This is a genomic window from Ureibacillus sp. FSL K6-2830 (genome assembly GCF_038004145.1).
GTDB lineage: Bacteria > Bacillota > Bacilli > Bacillales_A > Planococcaceae > Ureibacillus > Ureibacillus thermosphaericus.
Genome location: NZ_JBBOQR010000001.1, coordinates 992155 through 1018384, shown reverse-complemented (window position 1 = coordinate 1018384; position 26230 = coordinate 992155). Strand labels below are relative to the sequence as shown.

The 26230-nt window shown below is 35.9% G+C and carries 21 protein-coding genes and 1 pseudogene; 16 read left to right on the top strand and 6 right to left on the bottom strand.

Annotation, left to right across the window (positions count from 1 at the left end; all coding sequences use genetic code 11):
* Positions 1-267: 267 nt before the first annotated feature.
* Entirely contained in the window at positions 268-660 is a 393-nt protein-coding gene (locus NSU17_RS04975; protein WP_340704464.1) for a hypothetical protein, read from the top strand.
* A 454-nt stretch (positions 661-1114) separates the two neighbouring features.
* Here the strand turns inward: NSU17_RS04975 and NSU17_RS04970 are convergent, their stop codons facing one another.
* On the bottom strand, positions 1115-1342 hold the full coding sequence (locus tag NSU17_RS04970; protein WP_340704463.1) for a hypothetical protein: 228 nt from the start codon (positions 1340-1342) through the stop codon (positions 1115-1117).
* Between the two features lie 357 nt (positions 1343-1699).
* On the opposite strand from NSU17_RS04970, the gene NSU17_RS04965 reads away from it, so the two are divergent.
* The 4 genes from NSU17_RS04965 (at position 1700) to NSU17_RS04950 (ending at position 5416) form a co-directional block, all read left to right on the top strand.
* The gene (locus NSU17_RS04965) at positions 1700-2530 is read left to right on the top strand and encodes a flagellin N-terminal helical domain-containing protein (RefSeq protein ID WP_340704462.1); all 831 of its coding nucleotides are present in this window, start codon (positions 1700-1702) and stop codon (positions 2528-2530) included.
* Positions 2531-2710: 180 nt separating this feature from the next.
* The gene (locus tag NSU17_RS04960; protein ID WP_340704461.1) at positions 2711-3958 is read left to right on the top strand and encodes an RNA-guided endonuclease InsQ/TnpB family protein; all 1248 of its coding nucleotides are present in this window, start codon (positions 2711-2713) and stop codon (positions 3956-3958) included.
* Between the two features lie 192 nt (positions 3959-4150).
* Complete coding sequence (locus NSU17_RS04955; RefSeq protein WP_096550350.1) at positions 4151-5095, top strand: nuclease-related domain-containing protein; 945 nt, start codon at positions 4151-4153, stop codon at positions 5093-5095.
* 114 nt (positions 5096-5209) lie between these two features.
* Positions 5210-5416, top strand: a complete 207-nt coding sequence (locus NSU17_RS04950; protein WP_340704460.1) for a hypothetical protein — start codon at positions 5210-5212, stop codon at positions 5414-5416.
* Positions 5417-5530: 114 nt separating this feature from the next.
* Here NSU17_RS04950 and NSU17_RS04945 read toward each other — a convergent pair whose 3' ends face one another.
* Positions 5531-5836, bottom strand: a complete 306-nt coding sequence (locus NSU17_RS04945) for a hypothetical protein (protein ID WP_340704459.1) — start codon at positions 5834-5836, stop codon at positions 5531-5533.
* A 291-nt stretch (positions 5837-6127) separates the two neighbouring features.
* On the opposite strand from NSU17_RS04945, the gene NSU17_RS04940 reads away from it, so the two are divergent.
* Positions 6128-7399: a nucleotide sugar dehydrogenase gene (locus tag NSU17_RS04940; RefSeq protein WP_340704458.1), complete on the top strand. Its 1272-nt coding sequence runs from the start codon at positions 6128-6130 to the stop codon at positions 7397-7399.
* Positions 7400-7447: 48 nt separating this feature from the next.
* Here NSU17_RS04940 and NSU17_RS04935 read toward each other — a convergent pair whose 3' ends face one another.
* Positions 7448-9205: a DUF262 domain-containing protein gene (locus NSU17_RS04935; RefSeq protein WP_340704457.1), complete on the bottom strand. Its 1758-nt coding sequence runs from the start codon at positions 9203-9205 to the stop codon at positions 7448-7450.
* Positions 9206-10495 carry a DUF262 domain-containing protein gene (locus NSU17_RS04930; protein WP_340704456.1) on the bottom strand — a complete coding sequence of 430 codons (1290 nt, stop codon included), beginning with the start codon at positions 10493-10495 and terminating at the stop codon, positions 9206-9208.
* 309 nt (positions 10496-10804) lie between these two features.
* Between NSU17_RS04930 and NSU17_RS04925 the strand changes: the two genes are divergently transcribed.
* From NSU17_RS04925 to NSU17_RS04905, 5 genes are all read left to right on the top strand, one after another.
* On the top strand, positions 10805-11524 hold the full coding sequence (locus NSU17_RS04925; protein ID WP_340704455.1) for a WecB/TagA/CpsF family glycosyltransferase: 720 nt from the start codon (positions 10805-10807) through the stop codon (positions 11522-11524).
* Between the two features lie 743 nt (positions 11525-12267).
* Complete coding sequence (locus tag NSU17_RS04920) at positions 12268-15003, top strand: S-layer homology domain-containing protein (protein WP_340704454.1); 2736 nt, start codon at positions 12268-12270, stop codon at positions 15001-15003.
* A gap of 483 nt (positions 15004-15486) precedes the next feature.
* Complete coding sequence (locus NSU17_RS04915) at positions 15487-15687, top strand: hypothetical protein (RefSeq protein WP_340704453.1); 201 nt, start codon at positions 15487-15489, stop codon at positions 15685-15687.
* Between the two features lie 85 nt (positions 15688-15772).
* A complete protein-coding gene (locus NSU17_RS04910; protein ID WP_340704452.1) occupies positions 15773-16933 on the top strand; it encodes an AbiH family protein in 1161 nt (386 codons plus the stop codon).
* Between the two features lie 689 nt (positions 16934-17622).
* Positions 17623-17874 carry a helix-turn-helix transcriptional regulator gene (locus NSU17_RS04905; RefSeq protein WP_340704451.1) on the top strand — a complete coding sequence of 84 codons (252 nt, stop codon included), beginning with the start codon at positions 17623-17625 and terminating at the stop codon, positions 17872-17874.
* Between the two features lie 249 nt (positions 17875-18123).
* Here the strand turns inward: NSU17_RS04905 and NSU17_RS04900 are convergent, their stop codons facing one another.
* Together NSU17_RS04900 and NSU17_RS04895 are read right to left on the bottom strand one after the other, a co-directional pair.
* Positions 18124-19965, bottom strand: a complete 1842-nt coding sequence (locus NSU17_RS04900) for a DEAD/DEAH box helicase (protein ID WP_340704450.1) — start codon at positions 19963-19965, stop codon at positions 18124-18126.
* Between the two features lie 880 nt (positions 19966-20845).
* Positions 20846-21760, bottom strand: a complete 915-nt coding sequence (locus NSU17_RS04895) for a tyrosine-type recombinase/integrase (RefSeq protein WP_340704449.1) — start codon at positions 21758-21760, stop codon at positions 20846-20848.
* Between the two features lie 204 nt (positions 21761-21964).
* Between NSU17_RS04895 and NSU17_RS04890 the strand changes: the two genes are divergently transcribed.
* The 5 genes and pseudogenes from NSU17_RS04890 to NSU17_RS04870 all read left to right on the top strand — a co-directional run.
* Positions 21965-22870: a tyrosine-type recombinase/integrase gene (locus tag NSU17_RS04890; protein WP_340704448.1), complete on the top strand. Its 906-nt coding sequence runs from the start codon at positions 21965-21967 to the stop codon at positions 22868-22870.
* A gap of 109 nt (positions 22871-22979) precedes the next feature.
* The gene (locus NSU17_RS04885; RefSeq protein ID WP_081189730.1) at positions 22980-23264 is read left to right on the top strand and encodes a helix-turn-helix domain-containing protein; all 285 of its coding nucleotides are present in this window, start codon (positions 22980-22982) and stop codon (positions 23262-23264) included.
* Between the two features lie 348 nt (positions 23265-23612).
* Positions 23613-24818, top strand: a complete 1206-nt coding sequence (locus tag NSU17_RS04880) for an AAA family ATPase (protein WP_208651224.1) — start codon at positions 23613-23615, stop codon at positions 24816-24818.
* 18 nt (positions 24819-24836) lie between these two features.
* A complete protein-coding gene (locus NSU17_RS04875; protein WP_340704447.1) occupies positions 24837-25676 on the top strand; it encodes a PD-(D/E)XK nuclease domain-containing protein in 840 nt (279 codons plus the stop codon).
* Between the two features lie 227 nt (positions 25677-25903).
* Positions 25904-26056: pseudogene (locus NSU17_RS04870) on the top strand (helix-turn-helix transcriptional regulator); the annotation flags it as partial.
* Positions 26057-26230 lie beyond the last annotated feature (174 nt).

Genomic DNA, 26230 nt, shown 5'->3' with positions numbered 1-26230 from the left:
AAGTTAACGGAGGAAGTAAAGTGAATAAGAGTCAATGATGAAGCACCTCGATTTGAAAAATTGAAGGTGCTTATATTTTTAATTAGATGATGAGGCATTTTAGGCTTTGGTGAAATCAATCCTTACAATATGCTATGTATTAAGCCCCACTATAAGAGTTATCTGCACAAGTAGGGGAAATATCCGCACAAGAAGTAATGTTATTCACACAAGAGAAGGAGATATCTACACGAGTTAGGTAACTATCTGCACGAGTGGAAGTGGTAAATGCACGAGCAGGGGAATTATCCACACGAGCAGGGGCTATCTGCACAAGCGGAAGTGGTAAACGCACGAGTAGGGTTATTATATGCACAAGCGAAAGAGTTATCTGCACATGTAAGATTGCCATCCACACAAGTGAAACATCCAAATGCACAAGAGGAAGTAGTAAACGAACAAGCAGGGGAATTATCCACACGAGCAGGGGCTATCTGCACAAGCGGAAGTGGTAAACGCACGAGTAGGGTTATTATATGCACAAGCGAAAGAGTTATCTGCACATGTAAGATTGCAATCCACACAAGTGAAACATCCAAATGCACGAGCGGAAGTGGTAAATGCACAAGTAGGGGAATTATCAACACGAGCAGGGGCTATCTGCACAAGCGGAAGCAGTAAACGCACGAGTAGGGTTATTATATGCACAAGCGAAAGAGTTATCTGCACGTGTAAGATTGCCATCCACACAAGTGAAACATCCAAATGCACAAGAGGAAGTAGTAAACGAACAAGCAGGGGAATTATCCACACGAGCAGGGGCTATCTGCACAAGCGGAAGCAGTAAACGCACGAGTAGGGTTATTATATGCACAAGCGAAAGAGTTATCTGCACGTGTAAGATTGCCATCCACACAAGTGAAACATCCAAATGCACAAGAGGAAGTAGTAAACGAACAAGCAGGGGAATTATCCACACGAGCAGGGGCTATCTGCACAAGCGGAAGCAGTAAACGCACGAGTAGGGTTATTATATGCACAAGCGAAAGAGTTATCTGCACGTGTAAGATTGCCATCCACACAAGTGAAACATCCAAATGCACAAGAGGAAGTAGTAAACGAACAAGCAGGGGAATTATCCACACGAGCAGGGGCTATCTGCACAAGCGGAAGTAGTAAACGCACGAGCAGGGTTATTATATGCACAAGCGAAAGAGTTATCTGCACGTGTAAGATTGCCATCCACACAAGTGAAACATCCAAATGCACAAGAGGAAGTAGTAAACGAACAAGCAGGGGAATTATCTACACGAGCAAAAAGCATATCTGCACAAGAAGAAATGTTATCTACACAATCAGACATCCCCCTGCACGGAAGAAACTGTACATAATCCCAATAAATTCCCTCAGCCAGAACCACATCGGCTTACTGCGCATCTACTAAAACGCTACCTAATATTACGAGATAAAGAAATAAAGTACACTCACTGCAATCCCTGAACCAATAATTCCAAACAAGCAATCTTCGAAAGAAAGTTTCATATCTTTCATGACAAATCCCTCCTTGGGAGACAGCATATCCCAATAAACCAATTATTAAACCTAATTTCAACCAATCTATTCAATGAATAATAAAATTATTAATTCTCTCATAAAAATTCATTGAAAAAAACCGATATGAATATCAATAGAACCTTCGCTATAAGAAAGGAGGAATACGATGCTGGGGCAATGGTCGGCTACGGGATTGATGATTTTAAATAATCTTCATCAAAACTGGATGAATGCCAATAAAGCGTTATTACGAATCTCTTCAGGTTATCGCATTAACAGCGCGGCAGATGATCCGGCGGGACTAGCCATTTCAGAAAAAATGCGTGCTCAAATTCGCGGCCTCAACATGGCGAGTAAAAATATACAGGATGGCATCTCCCTCGTTCAAACGGCAGAAGGCGCTCTCAATGAAACTCATGCCATCATACAGCGCATGCGTGAACTAGCAATCGAAGCTGCAAACGACACACTTACTGATGATGATCGAAAGCACTTAGATCTTGAATTCCAACAACTGAAAGAAGAAATTACTAGAATTGCGAAACAAACAGAATTCAACACGCGCCCTCTCTTAAACGGTGACTACGAATCAAATCCATTAAAAATTCAACTAGGTGCGAATGCTGGACAATATATGGAGACCTATATTGGCAATGTAGATAGCACCAGCCTTGGTCTAGATAATCACGACATCACAACTAGAGACGGTGCAGACAAAGCGATTGGTGCTTTAGATAAAGCTTTACAACAAGTATCCAGTGAACGCTCTCGGCTGGGCGCTTATCAAAATCGAATGGAACATGCTTATAATAATGTAGTGAACACGGCAGAAAACTTAACTGCAGCAGAATCTCGAATAAGAGATGCAGATATCGCGAAAGAAATGATGAACTATACAAAAGCAAGCATTCTTGCCATGGCGGCACAACAAGTTCTTGCGCTCCATCTACAACAAGCCCAATCCATTTTAATGCTACTAAACTCCGGAAAAAAATAACTCACAGGCGGGAAAGAAATGGACGTTTGTGAGTTTTTTATCTTCATTAGGCGAGAATACTCCCACTTAAACGAAGTGAAACGGAGTAAGTGGGAGATGAATCGCCTTAACTATATTTACTGAAAATAATATAGATTCAGTAAAGTATAGTATAATATAGTTAGATGGGAGGTGAAAAAAATGTATTTTTGTATCAAACAACAGCTAAATGGTTTAACCAAAGAAGAATACTTGACTCTTAGAGAACTGTGCCGTATTGCCAAGAACATATACAACGTCGGATTGTACAATGTTAGACAATACTATTTTGAACACAAGGAATTTCTTAATTATGAGAAAAACTATCATCTTGCAAAAACGAACGAAAACTATAAGCTGTTAAACAGCAACATGGCACAGCAAATTTTAAAAAAGGTTAATGAAGCTTTTAAATCTTTCTTTGGCTTAGTAAAACTAGCCAAACAAGGCAAATATGACTACAAGGCTATCAGTATCCCAAAATATCTTAAAAAAGATGGCTTTCATTCACTAATCATTGGTCAAATTCGTATAGACGGCAACAAATTCACGATACCGTATTCGAATCTGTATAAAAAGACTCATAAGCCTATCACGATAACGATTCCGCCTGTGTTACTTGACAAAAAGATTAAGCAGATTGAAATCATTCCTAAGCATCATGCTAGGTTCTTTGAGATTCAGTATAAATATGAAATGCCTGAAGATCAAAGAGAATTAAATGACCAAAAAGCACTGGCGATTGATTTAGGATTAAATAATCTTGCCACTTGTGTCACATCAGACGGCAGATCGTTCATCATTGATGGGCGGAGATTAAAAAGTATTAATCAATGGTTTAACAAAGAAAATGCCAGACTTCAAAGCATTAAAGATAAGCAAAAAATCAAAGGTACAACTCGTAAACAAGCTTTGCTTGCTATGAATCGCAATAATAAAGTTAATGATTATATCAACAAGACTTGCCGTTACATCATAAACTACTGTATTGAAAATCAAATTGGCAAACTTGTCATTGGCTATGCTGAAACATTGCAACGCAATATTAATCTAGGAAAAAAGACAAATCAAAACTTTGTCAATATTCCTCTCGGTAATATAAAAGAAAAACTAGAATATCTTTGTGAATTTTACGGCATTGAATTCTTTAAGCAGGAAGAATCATATACGTCCCAAGCCAGCTTTTTTGACGGCGATGAGATTCCTGAATATAATGCCGACAATCCAAAAGAATATAAGTTCAGTGGCAAACGTAATAAGCGAGGTTTGTATCGAACAAAGTCCGGCAAACTAATCAATGCTGATGTAAATGGCGCACTAAACATCTTAAAGAAAAGTAAAGCTGTAGACCTGAGTGTCTTATGCTCTAGCGGCGAAGTGGACACGCCTCAAAGAATAAGGATTGCTTAAAGCAGTCAAACTTCTTTGGAAGCCCCCACTTCAAATTTTCGCTAGAAAATTAAGTGGGGGTAGTTCACGGAGTACCAGAGACATTGAAATTTTCATTTTCCCACCAAAAATTCCGCGAAAATAAAAGTTTCCAGCAAACTATTCCCCTCTCAATTTCCATTTGCTAATTTATAGAAAAAAGGAGGGAAACATTTGCTGCTCAAACCATACAAAACAAGTGATTACAAAATCGCATTAGAGTCTCTTCACAAACGCTTAAATCCAGGTCACGAAAAAGCTTTCAAAATCGAAGAAGAATTATCGTTGCAAGAAGCTGGAGAAAACGGAGAAAAACATTTGCTAACCATCCTGACAGAAAATCAATTGCCTAAAAACACCTACATTCTTCATAACATCAGTATTAAATCCATCATCACGATTCAAATCGACATTATACTCATTTCACCAAGCTGGTGCCTTATTTTAGAAGTGAAAAATCTCAATGGAGAACTAACCTTTACAAACAATCCACCTCAACTAATTTGCGTGAAAGAAGATAAAAAGCTATCCTATCGCAGCCCAGAAGCCCAAATCGACCAATATATTTTGGCGTTAACAACATTTTTGGAACAACATCAAATCAAAGTCCCCATTTATGGTGCAATCGTATTGCCGTATAACAATGCAATTATCGATAAACCGCCTTCCAAATACCCGTTATTTATGGGAAGAGGTATTATTCAATACATTTGGTCATTGCCAAAAAAAGAAGTCATTCCTTCAAAACAAGTAGGAGAATTATTAATTCAATATTCAAAAGAACGAATTTGGGACCATTTCCCCCTAACCCAGTATTACAGCATCAACCCACAAGAAATCCGAACTGGAGTAGAATGTCCGAATTGTGGCACTATTCCAATGAAACGACTCAAACGTACATGGCATTGTGAAAAATGTAATACGCGGAGCATGTACGCCCATGAAAAAGCCTTGAGGGATTATTATATGTTGATCAATAAAACGATATCTCCTAGTGAAGCGATGAACTACTTAAGATTAAGAAATCGTTTCGAAGCAACTAGAATATTAAAAGCTAACAGTAAATCCCGAACAGGCAACACAACAGCATGTAAATATGAATTAAGTATAAATGGATAAAATTTGTAAGAGTGTGCAGAGTAATGAATGCACGCTCTTTTTTTGAGAGAGGATTGTATTTACACGAACTGGTATTCTAACTGCACAAGAAAGGGAGCTATTCACACAAGTTGGATGATATCTGCACAAGAGGAAATACTATCCACACAAGTTAAGGAGTTATGTACACGAGTGGAGGTGCTATCCGCACGAGTCGTGGAGTTATCTACACAAGTAGGTGAACTATCCGCACGAGCAGAGAAGTTATCTGCACAAGTGGGGAATCATCCACACAAGCTAAATTTGCAAATGCACGAGTGTGAACCGTATCCACACGAGTAAAGGATCTATCCGCACGAGCCAACGTACCATCCACACAAGCTAAATTTGCAAATGCACGAGTGTGAATCGTATCCACACGAGTAAAGGATCTATCCGCACGAGCCAACGTACTATCTACACAAGTAGGTGAACTATCCGCACGAGCAGAGAAGTTATCTGCACAAGCGGGGAATCATCCACACAAGTGGGTGTATTATCCGCACGAGCCAACGTACCATCCACACAAGTTGGAGTTGCAAATGCACGAGTGTGAACCGTATCCACACGAGTAAAGGATCTATCCGCACGAGCCAACGTACTATCTACACAAGCAAGTAATCTATCTACACAAGCAAGTAATCTATCTACACAAGCAAGTAATCTATCCGCACGAGCCAACGTACTATCTACACAAGCAAGTAATCTATCCGCACAAGCCAAGGTACCATCCACACAAGCTGAATTTGCAAATGCACGAGTTTAAACCGTACCCACACAAAAAAGAGTAGGTAATGTGAAAATAATTCACAGTTTCACTCAAAAGTTGTATACTTGTAATCGCAGGACAAAAATGAAAAACAACACTATCAGACATTCTAAACAAAACGAGTCTCGGAGCATCACTAGTTATTTAAAACGCGCTTAATAATCAAAATTCCCCAAAACAAAAGTGCATCCTTAAAAGAACAGCTCCCTCTCGTTCTTGAAACTCGAAAGGAAGTAACGATTCATATGAACAAAACAATGTGTGTAATCGGACTAGGATACATCGGATTACCAACTGCGGTTACTTTTGCAAATTACGGAGTAAAAGTGCACGGGGTCGATGTAAACCCTGCTGCTGTTCGAAGCATTCAAGAGAAAAAATTACATATCGAAGAACCAGGCTTACAAGAACGTCTGAATAAAGCGGTAGATGAAGGGTACTTAACAGCTTCCACAACACCGCAAGAAGCAGATGTTTTCATTGTGGCGGTTCCTTCACCTATTAATGCAGATAAAACAGCAAACCTTGAATATGTACGTGAAGCAACAAAATCAATCGTTCCTTATTTAAGAAAAGGAAATCTTGTTATCTTGGAATCTACTGTTCCACCAAAAACTGTGGAACGTGTGATGATACCTGAACTCGTTAAATCTGGATTAGATATTGGAACAGAACTATATGTTGCTCACTCTCCAGAACGAGTAATTCCGGGACGCATCTTTGAAGAATTAATCAACAACGGCCGCATCATCGGAGGAATCAATAAAAAATCTGCAGAATTGACAAAAGAACTTTACGAACTATTCGTAAAAGGCCCAATCCATTTAACGGACGCCACAACTGCGGAACTGGTCAAAGTCATGGAAAATACATACCGTGATGTAAACATTGCATTCGCTAACGAATTAGCAAAACTAGCGGAAGAACTTGATGTAAACATTTGGGAAGCCATTCACTATGCGAACTTCCATCCACGTGTAAACATCCACTTCCCAGGACCAGGTGTTGGTGGACATTGCATTGCCGTTGACCCATGGTTCTTGGTGGAACTTGGTGGAGATAAAGCCCAAATGATTCACCTAGCTCGCAACATTAACGACGGAATGCCACTATTCACAGCGCAAAAAACACAAAAAATCTTGAATGAAAACAAAATTGCGGGCGGCAAAGTAGCTGTTCTGGGTCTTGCATTCAAAGGAAACGTCGATGATATGCGCGAAAGCCCATCATTAGAAGTGATCCACGAACTTCAACAACTAGGCTTAGAAGTCGTTTCATTCGACCCGCATATTAAAGAAAATAACCATCCAACACAAACACAAAACTTTGAAGAAGCAGTAAATGACGCAGACATTTTATTAGTATTAACAGACCATAAAGAATTTAAAGAATACAACCCATTAACAATCACACCAAAACACAAAATCGTGCTCGACACGAAAAACTGCTTGGATCGCGAAAAATGGAAAGAAGCAGGATTCCAATTCCACTTGCTTGGCGATTCAAAAAATAAATAAGAAAAATAAGCGACAGAGCGAATGGAGCTCTGTCGCTTTTGTAACTAATCAATATATATTTTTCTTTAAAATCTTAAACATTTCTTCTCTATGTTCTTCCACTTTTTCTTTTGTCCAACTTGAATGATCAATCTTGGTCATTTTCTCCATAATTTTGAGTTTCAAACTTTGTTTCATTAACTTTTCATAACGTACTTTATAGTCTGGTGGTAAGTTGGAAAGGGTTGAGTTATCTGATACATTCATTAATGCCAAGTTCCCAAAATCATCCAAGTATTTTTTCTCCCATATTTCCTCGTTAATTGGCTTTTGCGGATAGAAATGTTCAATCGAATTTCTGAATTGAACCTCCCAATCATCCATCGGTGCGATGATTCTCTTATTCTTATACGAATATCCGTTTTTATATAGCAGATAATCAAGATAAGTGAATACAATTCTTTCAAATTCGAATCCACTGGCATTCTGGTAATTGGATGCTTTTACTTTTTCTTTACAGTAATTTTCAAGAATCTCAAGCAGATTGCAATTTTCGTCCTCCGATAAATTTTTCAAAACAACGGTAATCCAATGCATCGTTTTGGGCGATGTATACGTAATCCGCAAACAAGCTTGCAGCGTCTTAATAAGCTTATTTTGTTTGCTCTCCTCATCACCGAAAGTGTTGATATATTGCGGCTTATTATTATCATATTTTTTTAACCGTTGCAGTGACCATCTTCCATCTTCTTTATAAGTCCGGGCATATTCGCGTTTCACGATATATTTATCAAATAATACACGGCATTTTAGCAAATGGAATAAAAAATCTTTTGCTGCATCAGCGTTTTCCCAAGCCCTTGATAAGTTGTCCAAGAGGTTTTTGTCATCAAGGGATGAATCTTTTTCCTCCGACCTTCTCCAAGCCGCATTCACTTGAAGCAAGAAATTGGGGAAGGAAATGATGGATTCAAACCGTTCATTTTCTTCTTCATTTTTCCGGTCTTCATTATAAATCGGTCTATTTTGTAAAATATCTTCTAATGTTGCGAATTGCCGTTCCTCGGATTGATTGGATAAACACTTTTGAATTGATTCAAATCCGTTAATATCATTCTTTAAACTTGACCAATCCTCAGAAAAAAGCTGATTTCTCACTTTCGAATCAAAATTCATCTGCACATAAGAATCCATCTCCGCGCATTTATCCCAAATCAAAGCGGCTGTGTGCCGAGCTTCTTCCGTTTCCAAAACCTCCAAAAATTTGGCCTTTGCGATTTCATGGAGTTCCAGCTGTTCTCCCCGGGTATTCATGATTTCAAAATAATGATTCAAATCGATGTCTTTGGGAACCTGTACCCGGATCAGAAGGGTTTTTTCTAATTTTTGAAGCAACTCTTTTTTGCATAATTTATTTGCATTCATATAGTTCTCAATGATGTTATAACCGTTTATGATCTCTTCTGAATACAATTCCTTTAAATGTTCCCAATCATCATTCGGAATCTTTTCGAGTGTACGATTGGATTTTTCCCGTGCTTCGAATCTTAATGCATCTTTTGGTAGAGTCATGCCGAGACACTTTTCTAATAGAAATAATGTCGTCAATCTTTGTTGGCCATCGATGACTTCAAATGTATCATTATCCGTTTGATTTACAATAAGATTGCCAAGGTAGTATTGATCAATGGGATTGTCCATCATATCTTCAATAAGTTGCTCGATTTCCGATGCCTCCCATGCATAATTCCGCTGATAAATGGGGATTACATATTTGGCTTCATCAAAAATACACGACACTTTGATCACTTCCAAATGACTGCTCATTTACTTCCACCCATTCCATTCCCAAAGTTTGTTGTAAATATCTTTGTATTTTTCTTTATTTTTTTCGATAACAGTTGGCTTTTCCAACACAATGAGTTTGATTTCTTCCGGACCATTCATTTCAGCGATTTCTTGAAACATGTTTAGCCCATTGTTAACGCGGTCATGTCCTTTTCGGGCATAATTATCGATTGTTTCAAGATATACCGCCTCCATTACTAACCGCAAAGAATAGCACCATGTGTAAAATGTTTTTATTGCCATCTCCGTTAAACTTTCCATACCGAATCGGTCGGCAAAAAACATTAACACACATTCATATAACTGTTTAATATATACGTCTCCAGTTCGTTTCTTAGGGAGCTGTATATCTTGTTGTTTATTGATCTTTTGTATTTGGTGCAGTAAATCTTGATAATGGTAAGTATAATGAAAAAATCGTGTTCCTGCCAAAACAGGCTGGTTCAACTGGAATTCATTTAACTTGTTTGAACCTATGAGTTCATTGCTGCCGTTGGAATTAAACTGTTCGACGAAAAGGTGGCTGGCCTTATGATAGATTGCATAGTTATAAACATTATTGCTTTTGATTCCTTTGAATATATCAATTTTATTAGAAGCATATTTCAAACCACTTTTTCCTTTATACCAATGGGTTAAAGGGTAAAGATAATTCTTGAATAACTCATCTAAATCATCTTCTTTGATGTTTTCCCATTGATTAATGATTTGGGCTTTCCGGGTTTCGTCTACTTGATTCATCTCCCTTAAATGATAGGATTTTAATAAGTCATGAGGTTTTAACGGTTTCCCACGGGAATTTTGGGAATCGAAAAATTGGAATGCTTCTTGTTCATTATCTGTGACAATTTGAACGACTGTACAATGATGAAGTAAATAGTCTTTATACTTTTCTAGTTCGTCTTTTGAAAGTTCTCTAATCCGGTTGGATAATATTTCGTAGTTGATGACGATCGCTTGGTTGGATAACGGATTATAGGTTTGCTTTAATAATTTGCTGTTTTTATCGCCTAAACAATATAGGAGTATAGACAAGGTTGTCAGCCGTTGTTGACCATCCACAATGTTGTAATTTTCGTTTTCTTTATGCAAAATAACTGAGCCAATTCTGTATTCTTCCAATCCATCCTGAAATGCTTGATATGTATCTTGAAAAAGCATATTTGTTGATTTCTTGCTCCAACGATATGGCCGTTGATACGAGGGGATGGTTAGTTCCAATGAAAACAATTCATCGAGCTTACTTATTTTTAATTCCTTTAAAGTCATTCTCAATCCTCCAGCATTCATAATTCTATTTATTCAATTCTGATTGTTCGGAACTATAATAAGAGAATAAACCAAAAAATGACAGCTAACAATACTCTCCAATGTTCTTAAACATCAATGAGCTACAGGATCCCTTTGTTTCAATGAATACCTTTGCGCAAACAGACTAAAGGACAAATAAAAATTCAACACCCGTAATCCCACTGTCACCGTTTTATCAACAATTTTTAACCTTCCAATTCTGTACAATATCAAAATTTTTGGTATGATGATAAACGGAAAAAATACAATCGAAATGGATGAATGGAAATGAAAGAAACCGTATTAGGGATACAAGTCAACACAGAAACCTACGACGAACTGATCGAGCAGATTTTTGACCGCATCGAGAAAAAAGAAAAATCACTCATTGTCGCCATCAACCCGGAAAAAATCATGAAAGCAAAAGACGATCCGGCTCTCAAAAAACTATTGAACGAAGCTGAATTCCAAATTCCTGATGGCATTGGTGTCATCCTGGCCTCCAAACTTCAAAAAGGGAACATCATCGAAAGGGTTACGGGCATCGACATGATGATGCACATTTGTGAAGAAGCGGCGAAAAAACAAAAACGGATTTTCTTATATGGAGGAAAACCGGGAGTTGCCGCATCCGCTGCGGAAAAACTGAAAGAACTTTACCCTGGCATCCAAATCGCCGGCATCCAGCACGGTTACGAAAAAGACAATGCAAAAGTCGTAGCCAACATCAATGAAGCCAAACCGGATATCCTCTTTGTCGCAATGGGCAGCCCAAAACAGGAAAACTGGATCAATGCCAACCGCGACCAATTATACCCAATCATCTATCAAGGGGTGGGAGGATCCTTCGACGTGCTCGCAGGAAATGTCAAACGGGCGCCGGAATTTTTCCAAAAAATAGGGCTTGAATGGTTTTACCGGTTGATGCTGGAGCCAAAAAGAATCAAGAGACAAATGGCATTGCCTAAATTTTTAATCGAAGTCATCCGCAGCAAAAAAGCCAATTAGCAACATTTCCCTCAACTCCACAAAATTATGCAATAGAAAATTATTTTGTAATCTTTGTAATAATTTATTGTGTATTTACACTGATGGTGTTAGACTGAAGTAAGTAGTAAGATTTCCTCTACAAAATAGATGGAAAAATTTTCCCTGCAAGAAAAAATGGTTGGTAGCCCAGGAAAGAGGCCTCAGCAATTCACTGCTGGGGCCTTTTTCCTGCTCACCAACCCTCATTTATAAATAGGAAGAAAATCCAAACGGTGCCACAAGATGCTTCTATTGGAATAAATTCTATCCATCCGATCGCGCCAACTCCTACCCAAATAAACCCCAACAAAAAAATCGGTCATAAATCCCAATAGCCACCAATATACTAGGTGTCGGGTGAATGAAACGGAACATGAATAAACGATTGGAACAAAAGAACCAATCAGCAAAAAATAGCAGATCATCCCCAATGTCATGAAAAAAATGGACCAACATTAGTAAAATGAAAAAATCTAAAAAAAATATAAGAGAATTGCTGATTGAGGTTGTTTTTTACAAATAACTTATGTCATAATATAAGAGATTCTTAGTTATCCTTTTCACGAATTTGTCGATCTTGTAACAGTATTGGAATTGTTTCCAAAAAAAGATTGACAACCCATTCGCAGACTACTAAACTTTTATTTGTAATAGTTTATAGTTCTCATATGTTTTGAGGATAACTAAAAATATTATGTGAAATAAGAGGAGGAAATCTTTCTATGGCTAACCAACCAAAGAACTATAAAAAATTCGTAGCAACAGCTGCTACAGCTACATTGGTTGCAAGCGCAATCGTTCCTGTTGCTTCAGCTGCAAGCTTCTCTGACATCGAAGGCAACACTCATGCTGATGCAATCAAAGCTTTATCAGACGCTGGTATCATCAAAGGTTATGAAGATGGTACATTCAAACCAAACGCAGAAATCAACCGCGGACAAACTGTTAAATTATTAGGCCGTTGGTTAGAAACTAAAGGCTACAAAGTTCCAGAAAACTGGAATACTGTACAACGTTTCAACGATCTTCCAGTAAACGCAGCTGACTCTGAATTAGTAAAATACGCAGCACTAGTTAAAGATGCTGGCGTATTCAACGGTTCTAACGGCAACTTAAACTACAGCCAACCAATGCAACGCCAACAAATGGCACTTGTATTAGTACGTGCCATCAAAACGGTAGAAGGCATTGACTTAATTCAAGATTACAAAGAAGCTGGATTCACATCTAGCATCAAAGACTTAGATAAAGCATATTCAACTGAAAACGTTGAAGCAATCACAGCTTTAGAATATGCTGGTATTACAGTTGTAGAAAACTTCAACCCAACAAGCGCAATCACACGCGGTCAATTCGCTTCATTCTTAAACCGTACAATCAACTACGAAGTGCCAGTTAAAGTTGAATCAGTAAGTGCGATTAACGCTAATACATTAACAGTAACAGGTACTGGTTTAAAAGATTTAACAGCTGAAGATATCACTGTTGAAGATAATACAGTATCTACTGTAACAGTTGCTGAAGATGGCAAAACTGCTACTGTAAAACTTAAAAACCCATTAGTTGTTGATGTAGCAACAAAAGTAACTGTAAAAGACGCTTCATTTGATGTAACTTACAAAATCGAAGCAACAGAAGTAAAAATTGCAGAAGGTCAATTCTTTGATGACGATACAGAGAAACAATTCATCCAAATTCTTGTTAATGGCAAAGCAGTAACAGCTCAAGAATTAATTACAGCTGGTTATACAGTAGAATTTGAAGCGACTGATAGACGTAGTGGTGGAAACCCTGTAAATATTTTCACTGGTGATTCAGCTACATCAACTACAGGTGAGTTAGCGGATAATCTACATGAACTTCTAGGCGACGATGCTTCTGTTGACTATTATGTAACATTAACTTTAACAAAAGGTTCAGAAGTATTTGTAACTCCTAACACGAAAATTACTATTAAAAATCTTGATTCAGCAGTAAGTAACATTACTAACGGAGTTATTGAAGTGACATCAGATAGTACATTCAATAGTACATTTGATTTAGTAAGCTCAACACTTGTTGCTGGAGATACAGCGAAATTCAAGGAATTACATGTTACAGTTGGTGGAACTAAAGAAATCGTTGATTTAAGTGGATTAAGTAGTATGTATTCTGTTACATCTTCAGACGAATCGGTTATTTCTGTAAATAAAGCAGATTATACATTAACAGCAGAAGGACCTGGTACTGCAACAATCACGGTCACTTACGGTGGTCAAACATATACGAAAACACTAACTGTTAAGAGTGAAAAACGTAAAATTGCAACGGCTAAATTAAATAAAACATCAGTTAACATTGGAAAAGGTGATACAGCAGGGGACTTTAAAGTTCAAATCCTTGACCAATATGGCGATCCGGTACATGCTACTCCAGGTACAGACTTCACAGTGCATAGTTCTGATGAAACTGTAGCTAAAGTACAAGAAATTGATTCTACTCCATCTACTGATGGTAAACTAGAGTTCAAAGTAATTGTAGAAGGTGTAGACACTGGTACAGCTGACTTTACAATTCGTAACAAAGCGGATACTCGTATTGGATCATCTGTTCGAGTAAATGTAACTGACAATGTTACAATTTCTAAATATACATTAACAGTTGATAATTCTATTTCAGACGGAGATGTTAAGAAAGTTCAAGATGCTGGTGGAACAGACGCTACTAAAAACAATATATCAACAACATCTACAATTGATACTCGTGATAAAAAGTATGTGAAAATTGATGTAAAAGCGTTCAATAGTGCGAATCAATTACTACCAGATCCTACAGCTGGTACAGACTTTGAAGTAACTGCTGTTAATGCTTCTGATAGTGATGTTTTAGATGAAACATTTGGTACTAAAGGTGTAGTTGCGAATGATGATTATCTAATTGTTAAAGCAGGATCGAATGATGGTACTGTAACAATTACAATCACTGATAAAAATAACTCAAATGTTAAACAAAGTATTAAATTAACAGTTACTGATAAAGGTGTTGCGGTAACAAACGTTGCATTCAAAAATGTTCCAACTATTAACTATGCAACAACATTAGACTATGAAGATTTCTTATCTTATACAAAATCTGGAGATAGAGATCCAAGAATCAATGGCTTAACTTTATCAAGAAACTATTCTCAAGCAGTGCGTTTAACTAGTGATATAGTGGGAGAAACGACCCTTACTAATGTCGATTCATTGTACATTGATTTAGATGGTGACGGCGCATTTACTGTAGGTGAACCAGTTGTTGGTTATGTTGGTATGGCTACTACTGGTGATGTATATGTAAACGGAGATGTAAATAAAACTGCAGTTAAAGCAACTGATGGTTACGCTGTAGAAGCAGGTTCTGACGGATATGTAATCTTCCGTGTATACAATGATAAAGGTGAAATCGTCGCTACGAAAGCAGTTAAAGTAGATATCTAATATCATAAAATTTATTTTATTTGGTACATGGGGAGGATCCACGGGGACGGTTCTCGTGACTCATTTTGGATAAATTTTCAAGAACTCACGAGGACGATTCCTTTCAGGAATAAGTGGAAGGTAAAGGGTTTCGGCTCTTTACCTTCTCGTTTAATACGAATCTAAAAACATAACCACAACATGACAATGACTTATTTGAAGTAAGTAGGTGTCGTGTTGTGGTTTTTTGTTTAATTCCGTAAAAAAGAATGATGAGTGCCTGTCACTTGTCAAATCGTATCGAACTATTGTTCTGACAAATAGGAAGCCTTGTGGAGAGAAATCTCTGCAGGGCTTTTCTTTTCCGCTTCAATTAGAAAATCAAATATATATTATAACCATGAAACGATATAACGAATCAACCATGGCTCATTCTCAAGTTAAAGAGAATGGGCTTTTTTGTTTGTTTTGGTAGAATGGTAGAGAGAGAGGGGGTGAGAGAATATGACGGTTAAAGTAGTGGAGAGCAATGTGAAGCTTATTCCTGTAGGGATATATACAGACCAGGAGTTTGATGATTTGGTGGAAGAGTATAGATTAGCAAATATGGCTACATATCCGGGTGCAACTTTTAGTACAACGGAAGATGGATCACACCTTTATCTTATGGGCAGCGATAAAGTTAAGCTGGTTAGAAGTAAGTAGAAAAAGGACTGAGCGCATGTTGCTTAGTCCCAAAATAGTCAATCTACCACTAGCTCAATTCATCAATCATAAAAGAGGTGTACTTGTGTCAGATGAAAAGATATTCTTATTAAAGTGTATACAGTGTGATGCAACATTTTTTACAGAGGGAGAACGTAATTTTTATAAAAAGAAGGGCCTTCATACTCCCAAAAGGTGTAAGTCATGCCGTGAAAAAAGGAAGGCTCAATTGGAACAGAAACGTCAAAAACAGGAACTAAATCATGTTTTAGCAAATTTGCAATTTGAACAGGTAGAAGAAATAGAAATGCAATCGGCAGATCATAATACGGTTCTTTACATTATTGGGAACGGATTTGATCTCATGCATGGTGTTCCATCAAGTTACTATCATTTCAGAGATTCCATGGGACGCCATAATGAACTTAGAAAAACACTAGAAATGTATATTCGTAAAGAAGACTTATGGGCTGATTTTGAGGAAAGTCTTGCTTACCTTGATAACGAAGCCATGCTCGTTACGCTTAATGATTGGATGGATATTTTTGACGTAAAAGAACAACATGATGATGATTTTTCTGCAGCAGATTTTTTCATGGCCGAAGAAGCGGCTATGTCCCCCACGTACACGATTATGGACGAGTTACCAAAGAATTTTAGAAAATGGGTAGCTTCTTTAAAACCAACTAATTCTAACACACCGCTTAAGCAGGTTATAAATACTAAAGCAAAGTTTATAAATTTTAATTATACAGAATTTCTAGAAACGATTTACGAAGTGCCAAAAAGAAGTATTTTCTATATTCATGGGGAAAGACGAGATAAAAACAAAGAGTTGATTTTGGGCCATTCTGACATCGATAATCATGAAATTAATTTGGATCCAAGCAATTTTAAAAGTAATCAGTTGAGAATGAAAAACCAGACTACATATGATTTGCATGCGACTGCTGGATATCAATTAGGAAATTACTACTCCTCGACTGCCAAGAAATCTAGTGATGTGATTGAAGCTAACCAAACAACATTTATGGCTTATAAAGATATAGAAATAGTAGTGGTTATAGGTCATTCCCTTTCAATAGTTGATTATCCATATTTTAAAGAGATTATTAGAAAAAATAAAAAATCGTCAAATATGAAATGGTTTGTTAGTTGGTACAGTGCCGATGATATCAAACGCATTGATGCCTTTGCCAAAAACCTTGGTATAAAATCCAAACAGATTAAATTGTTTAAAACGTAATATGGCTGTATTTTTCAGGCACTAAATCGAGAAACACGGTGATGTACGTCATTCAAGTAGATAAGATGAAAATCTCCTTTTACCCCGGTGTAAAGTATTTTTGACAAAAAAATTTTTAGAAAAGCAAATAGGTGTATTTAATATCTAGTGTAAATATTCTTATCTTTTATCGTTTGGTATGAAATTACTGCAAACATAATTTTTCACAAGGATACTATTGGTATTGGAAATGACTAATAGAAAAACAACAGTGCAGTTACAAATTGTATCAGCTATGTAAAAGCTAAAACTGTAGAAGGTGGTACAATAATAAATGTTTGTCCGACATTATTTTCAACGATAAAAGTTTATATAATCACATTTTCATTCGGTTATGTCTGACGTAAAATAAGAAATATTCTTTTTTTACGATTTGTCTGACATTGTTCACTGAATAATGTCTTTAATGGTTGATAAATAAGCTTTTTGTTAGGAAGATTACGTCATAAAAATTTTCATTCATCTTTGCAATCTAAAATCGAATTCGGATGAGATTTTAAATACGTTTAGAAAAATAAAAAATATATTTAAGCAAATTTCACAGAACATCCAACCATAATGGAAGGTATAATTATAAATAGAAAAGCGAGCGTGATTGGAATGAATCTAAAAGGATAAAGACAACTTTCAATGGAAAAGGGTGCCTTGAAATGGATCAATTTGAAATGCTTAAAAAAAGAGCGAGAGAAAATGCTTTTGTTGCTAAGTATTTGGATAGCCTTAAAAGTGCATTGGGGAAAGATATCATAAAATTGCGTATAACAAACAGATTAACGCAACAAGAACTAGCCAAAATCGCCAAAACTACTCAAAAAACAATCTCTAGAATTGAAGCTGGGGATCCTGGAATAGAAATAGACATATATAATAAAGTTTTAAAAAAATTAAGGAATTTAAAATAAATGAAAGTATAAATTCGCTTCATGCTAATCTGTCGCCTTATATATGATAGTCTCCAAACAGAGTATTTGCTGATTGCAAAAGAAAGAAAGAGGTTAACCGAAACCAATCTAATGAAAAGTTGAGAATTGCGAAGTTCTTGAAAATTAATTATTGGTATTGGTGGAGGTTAATGAAAATGAAAGACGTTTTAATTTCTTCTTAATGGAAATATCCCCAAAATGGGGATTTTTAATAGTGTATGTGGATTGTTAGTGGGTTTCGTATGTTAGCCAATCAATCAATTTCCAACCACGGCTGTTTTCGGTGATTGTTAATCCGTACAATTGAAACGCTGAGAGGATTTCATCTTGATAGTTTTGCCAATGTCGGTTCATGAAGTTTTTGATTGCTGTTGAGTTTGTTATTTTTCCGACTGGCTGGGGTAAAATGATATCTTCTTTTTTAATAATTTCTACTAATTCATTTGCATACATTATCGCTTTTTCTTTTACTTTGTCGCTATCTATTACTGTTTTGCTATCAAAATGGAACGTCACTTTATCCATTCCGCACTGCTCGAACAGACGTTTTAACTCATATAGAAAATGAAGTTGCTTTGTTGCAATATAGATGTTTACCTTTTTCGTTTTTGGCTCATTCAAATTTCGGATATTGCTACGATAAATGATTTGAATCAGCTCTCTTAATACAAGTTCACGATAAATTTTTTCAATCCTCTCATCGCTAAACCATTGTTTGACCGAATGATCATGGTTCATTTTTAAATTTAGTAGCTCTTCATCTTTTTCAAACATTGCTATAGCTGCTGCTTTGTAATAATACGGCGGACGTAATGGCAAAGCACCGAGGTACAGCTCCGTATATTTAGACAAATAGTTTTTACTCGATGTCGTTAGGATATTTATTTCTTTATAAATTGAACTTTCACTGTCAATGATATTGTGTTTTGAGTAATATTCATAATCTTTCTTATAGCTCAAAAGAAACGGATTTTGATTGTTTCCACGAAGCTTTTCTAGTTCCCGAATGATTACTTGATAGGTTTTGTCACTGCTTGACCGTGCATAATAAGATGTATTAATATGGTGATGAGTGATGATAAGTCGTTCGTCAATCGTACGGTTTTTTAAAGGAATAATGTTGTAATCTTGATAATGGATTGGAGTGGCAAAAGCCGTTCCATCCATTATTAAAATTGGGCATTGCAACGTTTCATAATTAATTTTTTTACTGCATATGATCTTCTTCTCATTTTTATTTCTTTTCGATAACGAATCCTCTTGATCCATATATCCTACATTTTCTTCTTGACACAATCGAATGAACCATCTAAGTTTATTACGAGATTCGAAGTCTATTATTTCGTAGATATTCTTTTCCGTTTTTCTCAAAAATTCAATTAATCGTAGTTTTTCGTCAAAATCGTTGATTTCTGAAAGGATTGGTTTTCCCGTAGTCGGTCCATTTTCATTACTGATTTTTTGATTTAAAAGTTTAATAATTAAATTGCGTATTTTTACTCGTTCTTCGTTGTTATAAGCTTTCCCGTTTCCATCCAACCAATCATTAATCCACTGGCAATCATCAGTAACCTGATAAATAAAACTATCAATCATCTCTGGCATTTCATCGACAATCACTTTTCGTTTTTTACCTCGCCATGTTGTGAAAAGATTGATATTTTCTTTTCTAAAATGTTCAATTGCAATTTCTTTAAAGCGTGCGTGAGTAATAATAACGATTTGGCTTTGTTTTATTTTTTCTCTTACTTCACTTAAGTTTTCGTGTGATACATAAAGTACTTTACTTTCTTCTGGCGGTAAAATTTTATTAAGTGCTTTCATGTGACTAATTTCTTTGACTACAAAGAGAAAACCATCATATTTTCGTTTATCATGTAAAATTTGATTAGCCAGCAAAGCTAATGCAGTTGTTTTTCCATGCCCTGGATAGGCAAGTAATACGTTGTTGTTTGCGTAGTTCAAAAAGTTGTTTATATAGTCTAGAAGTACATTATAAATGTCTTTAACAGCTTCTAACTGAACAGTTGATAAATAATCTTTTGGTAATCTATTTAAAGAAGAATTCATAGTATAGCCTCCTTTAACAGTAAATCAAATATTAAGAAAGTGTGATATGTTAAAACATACATGATTTTTGGCTGCGGAGCGTATAACTAATTGTATAGCACAGCACCTATTTTGTACGTATGCCTAAATTCCTCAGCAACCAAATATATAATACTAGTTTAAACAAATGAATAAAGTTACTTGGATTGTTTAGTGCAAGAGATTACTACTTTAAGTGAATCATAAACTCTTATATATAAAGAAAAATGATTCACTTATTAAAGTTAAATGATAAATTTGATTGCGGATAGTATAGCCAAATGTTTTGAACTGCATCTATTTTGTTCGTTTCACCAGTTTTTTTGGCAACCAAATATAATACACAAAGTTTAGGAAACCAATAACATTTTCTTGATTGTTCACATGTAAGAAATTATTAAAAATGAATCACAGACTTTATATATTAAGAAATGGTGATTCACCTTTAAAATCTAGTTAGTTGAATTGGCTGCAGTAGTTAAATGCTAAGTATGTTGCAATGCATTTGTTATATTCGATTCACTTATTTTTTTCGACAGCCAAATAGAGAATTAAGTGAATCACAGACCCTTAATATATTAAGAAAAAGTGATTCACTTTTAAAACTTAGTTATTTTAATTGGCTGGGAAAGTATGATGTCATGTGTATAGCTCCAGCCATATTGTTCGTTTCCCTAATGTCTTCGGCAGCCAATTGAGTACATAAGGATTATTGAACAGCTAATGTGAAATGACTAATTAGGTGTAAGCGTTAATAATTAGAGTGAATCATAAATTCTTATATATTAAGAAATCGTGATTTACTTTTTCCATTTATGCAGTACATTGGTTGCAGCTTGTCCTTCAGATGTTTTGATTAAGGTTACATTCGTCTAAGTGCATCAACTAATTCTTTTGCACTTGGATCAATATAAATTGCTGTTGTTTCAATTTTTTCGTGTCTGGCTAGTCTGCGGATAATTTCTATTGGAGTATTTTGTCTGGCAAGGTTTTTACAAAAAGTATGGCGTAGACGATGTGGAGTAATATTTTCGACACCTGCTAACTTTCCATACTTAGAAATAAATTTTTGGATTGCTCTTGCTGTTAATTTACTTGATCGTTCAGATACAAACAGTGAAGTAGAGTTCTCATGGAAAGTCTTTGTGCATTCATTTCTTATACGCAACCAATGCTTTAAGTGTTTTGCATGTTTAGAAACTAATGTAACCTCTGCAAATTTGCCATGTTTGCCATCACGAATTAATATATTTAAGTCTGTACCCGCTTTGGAAACATCATCTAGCTGTAAATCTGCAACCTCTTGCACCCGCAAACCAGCAAACAACATTAAGTCTATAACAGCTAAGTTACGAATTCGTAACCACTCATTAGGTTCTAGTTCAGCGTAACTAATAAATCTATCTTGCTCTAATGGAGATAACCATTTATTATGATTAGTAGTTACTTTTGCATATGAAATCCGTTTTATTTGTTCCATAGGATTATTTTTTATCAATTCTTGTTCAGTCAAATAGGCATAAAATGATTTTAAGGATGCGATGTATTTATTAATCGTGGACGGTGCAATCCTACGTTCATGACGTAAGTAAGTGATATAGTTACGGATATCAATCGGTTTAGCTTTGATTAGTTTATTTTCTTGCTTAGACCACTTCTTAAAATCCATAACTGAATGGAGATAAGTCTTAATTGTCTTAGAATCTTTACCATTCTCTTTTAAATACTCAACGTACAAATCAATAAGATACATTTTTATCATTTCACTCTCTTTCATTAATTTGTACTACGAACTTATGAAGTTTAAAATCACCCCATACTCCGAACAATTTTGGTGTGATTTGGTGTGCTTTGTTCGGAGTATTACCATTCTGCGCCGAATAGCATTCTAATCGGTTTATAATTGTTCGCAGAATTATTTAAAGGCTTAACTAAAATTGTTCGCATAACTTTTTAAAAAACATTTTTTATGAGGTGTGCCATGCAACAGTTTGTTGATTCATTTGTTCATTACTTATATGAAGAAGCAAAAGATAAAAAAACAATCGCTTCGTATTGCACGACGGTAATTCATTTTCTCGAATGGTATGAACAGCGGGAAGGGAATATTACAATAGAAGAAACTCGTCCAGTCGATGTGAAGGAATACATAAGCTACTTGAAGCATCAATGCAAACGAAAGCCAGCAACCATCAACAAATATATTGCTGCAGTAAAGGTATTTTTTTCATACTTAACTGAGACCGGCCTGATAAAAGATAACCCAATGAATCGAATCAAAATGGAAAAAATCGAGTATGCTCAAAGTTCTAGCCAAACAAAATGGTTAACCAAAGAAGAACAAGAACGGTTTATAAGCTATGTTGAATTAGAAAAAAATGAGTTTAAGCGCCTCCGGAATCTTGCGATTATCGACTTAATGCTTTATGCGGGTTTGCGGGTCAACGAAGTGGCATCCTTAGAATTAAGCGATATTCAAGTCAAAGGAAATGATATTGAAATTATTGTTCGCCAGGGGAAAGGTAATAAATATGCCTCCGTTTTGCTCGTTCAAAAGTATTCAAGAAACCTGAGAAAGTGGTTAAAATACCGTCAAAGACTTGAGAAGAGCATTCATAAGGAATCTCAACGTTTATTCGTATCAGAAAGATCCATGTTTCTAACAGAGCGGGCCATTCAAAAAATGCTAGCGAAATACGCTGATTTAGCCAACATGAAGAACATTACCTCGCACCGCTTCCGTCACAGCTTTTGCAAAAATTTAGCCAATGCCGGGACTCCGATTGAAATTATTAGACGTCTTGCTCGGCATGAAAGCATTCAAACAACAGCTATTTATGTAGATGCATCGAAAGAGGAACAGGTAGAAGCATTACGGAAAATGTAATGATCATTATTCAGTATAATCCATATTCTTTCTGATGCGGAGGGCAACCATTTTCCAAACGATATAATCATCCATCATTTTGCGATTCACAATTTAGGAGGGAAAAAGAATGAGTGATTTTTTTAAGAAATACGCAGCTATTCGAGGCGAGCTGCATGTTCAAAAACTTCAATTAGAAGGAACGATAGCTGCACAGATCAAAACAAGACGGAAGCAGCTGAATATGTCTCAACAGGAACTTGCAGATCGTATTGGAGTTCCAAAATCCACAATTGGAAGGATTGAAGCAGGGCTTACGAGTCCTAGAGTAGGGACACTTTTTAAAATTTCGCAGGCACTGAATACCCCTTTTATCATTGACGGTACGAGTAGACAGGGTCAGACAGGATCATAACCATAACTGCATGTTCAAGTTTAGAGCATCATTCATACGCTTATATTATCGAAGTTGTTCCTTGGAGAGAACATTCTCCAAGGAATTTGTTTTTGGAGGAAGGGATCAATGTATGTAAAATTTCGTATCTGTCAATCGTTGATCTCTCCTTATGTGCTTTGACGTTTAGATAAATATGAAAAGCATAAGATAAAAAGGCCGTGAAAAGTACAAAAAGGTCTATAAAGGTCTTTTTTTATATTATTAGGTTTAAAATTAGTGATGATTAGGTTAAAATATTAGTATTAAGATATATAATATATATTAGATATATAAGATATATAAAGGTGTGAAAAGGAGGGATATGGTTTGAGAAAGCTTCGTTCTAATGAAGTGTTCAAACCGGGATCATTTCCGAAATACACATACGTTTCTAGAAAGTCTTCGGGTTTCGGTTTTACATATGAAACACGTTTGAAGCAAGCTCTTAATACACCGGGATATTTAACGTCCATTATTGGTCCATCTAAAACAGGGAAGACTGTCTTATGTGAGAAAGTGATCGAACCGCAAAATATGGTTTCTTTAACAGGTAGTGATTTTAAAAATGCAAAAGATTTTTGGGAAGTTGTTGCAAATAAAGTCGGTTTGCCTCTTGAAGGAGAATACTCAGAAACGACTGTGCTAAAAGGCACTGATAATAATCCAGAAGATAAATCAATTTCTACTCGAGAAAAGTATGGATCAAACAAGGATAAAGTGATTGAATTTTTTAAAGAAAATAACCTTGTGTTAGTTCTAGATGATTTCCATTATGCTCCTGAAGAGGTGCAGTTAGATATCGCTTATCAATTAAAAGATGCCATTAGAAGAGAATTTAAAGCTGTGGTTATATCACTACCTCATAGAGCGGATGACGCCATTAGGAAAAATCCAGATTTGAGCGGCAGATTAAATTTAATTAATATCGAACCATGGCAAGAAGATGAGTTAAAGGAAATTGCGATTACTGGTTTTGAGCAGCTTGGCATCAAAATAAGTGATGAATTGGCTTCAAAAATGGCTTTAGAAAGCCTTACATCTCCACAGTTAATGCAGTCAATTTGTTTGAATTTGTCGCTTATTTTAAATATTGATGAAGATGAAAGTATAAAGGAAATAAATGACGAAAAAAAATTGGAAGAAAGTTATCGGTTCACTACTATTAACTTACCGTATCAAGAAGTGGTTAAAAAGTTAATGGCCGGTCCATCCACAAGGGGGCAAGAAAGAAAAAAATATCAATTAAAAAATGGAGAAAAAGCGGATATTTATCATATTTTATTAAAAGCAATTGCTCAAAATCCACCTGTTGTTAGCCTGTCAGTGGACGAAATGAAAGAGAGAATCGATCAGCTGCTAGTAATTAATTCAAAGGAAAAAATCGAGAAGAACAAGATTAGAGATTCTCTTCAAAAATTGCATGATATCATGTTTTCTAGTGAGCCTATTTATCAAGTCTTTGAATGGAAAGATAATCAAATATTCATTCTAGATCCCCTGTTCCTGTTCTTTTTAAGATGGGGTACTTATTGATCGTGAAGGGGGATTTATATGTCGATGATTCGAAAAGAGCCGGATATAGTTATAAAAGAAATAAATGAAAGAATAGATGATCTCGAAAAACTTATAAGCCTCTATGAGCAAAAGCAAGATGTTTATGACTCTTTTAACGCTTGGAGGAACGATGTAAAGAGAACGTTGAGTGAAAATTTTTCTGAATCATCGATAAGTAAAGATTTTCTGATTGAAACGAAAGTGGTTCCAAATAAATTCTCGAGAGCGGACACTATTAGTAAAGTCGGAGAAGCTCTTCAAAAAAGTAGAGATATTTTGAGTAAATTAAAATCTGACGTTGAGTCCGGTAAATACTTACCAGAGAAAAGTGCTGAGGATCATATAGACAAAACAATAGCTGTAACAATTATCCGAAAGATTTTAAAGAATTTTCATAAACACATTGAGGCGATGTATCAAGATGAAGTTCATGGTAATGGTACGATCAAAAAGGAAGATTTAGATAAGATTAAAATCGGAAATGAGTACGATGTTCAGCGGATACTATATTCGCTAATCAGACCAATATTTCCAGATGCTAGATTAGAGGTTGTAGATGATGCTGGTTATGCTTCCGTCAGATATGATATAGTACTCGATGAATATGGAATTGTAATAGAGGTGAAATGTACAAGGGAAAACATGACTGAGCGTAAATTAAGGGAAGAGTTAGGCTCAGATTCATTTCATTATGAAGCCGATCATCTTTTCCTGTTTATATTTGATAAAGTGAAATTAATAAAAAACCCTGATGCTTTTGAGAAGGCTTTTCGAAGAGAAAAACAAGGTTTTGATAAAGAACTTGAAACAATTATTATTCGAGAAATCACTTTCTGATTTCTAAAATGCAAAGAGTTTTGTTAAGGTGAATGGCATGAATGCTCACAGATGTTTATTGCAAAATAAAAGTGTCTCTGACTCAATCTTGGCGATCGGAAGAGGTTCATTGAGAAAATGAATGTGCAAATAAGTATTTTTATTTGTATTCTCAATTACCTCGATTTTCCACGAAAAGAACGTAAGAGCCATTTTCTCTTTGCAAAAAACACACAGACCGTAGTGGAGTTCCAAAATCCACGATTGGAAGAATTGAAGCGGGGCTTACAATCCCTAGAGCAGAGACACTTTTTAAAATTTCGCAGGCATTGAATACTCCTTTCATCATTGACGGTAGTAGTAGACAGGATCATGACCATAACCTGCATGTTCAAGTTTAACGCATAATTCATATGCTTATATTATCGAAGCCATTCCTTGGAGAGAAAATTCTCCAAGGAACAGCTTTTTTAGGAGGAATAAGTATATGGACGTAGTTTGAAATCAAACACTTGGACGGGGAATGTGAGAAGCTGGTTAAATTATATAAAATGGCATACTTCACTTTATATGTG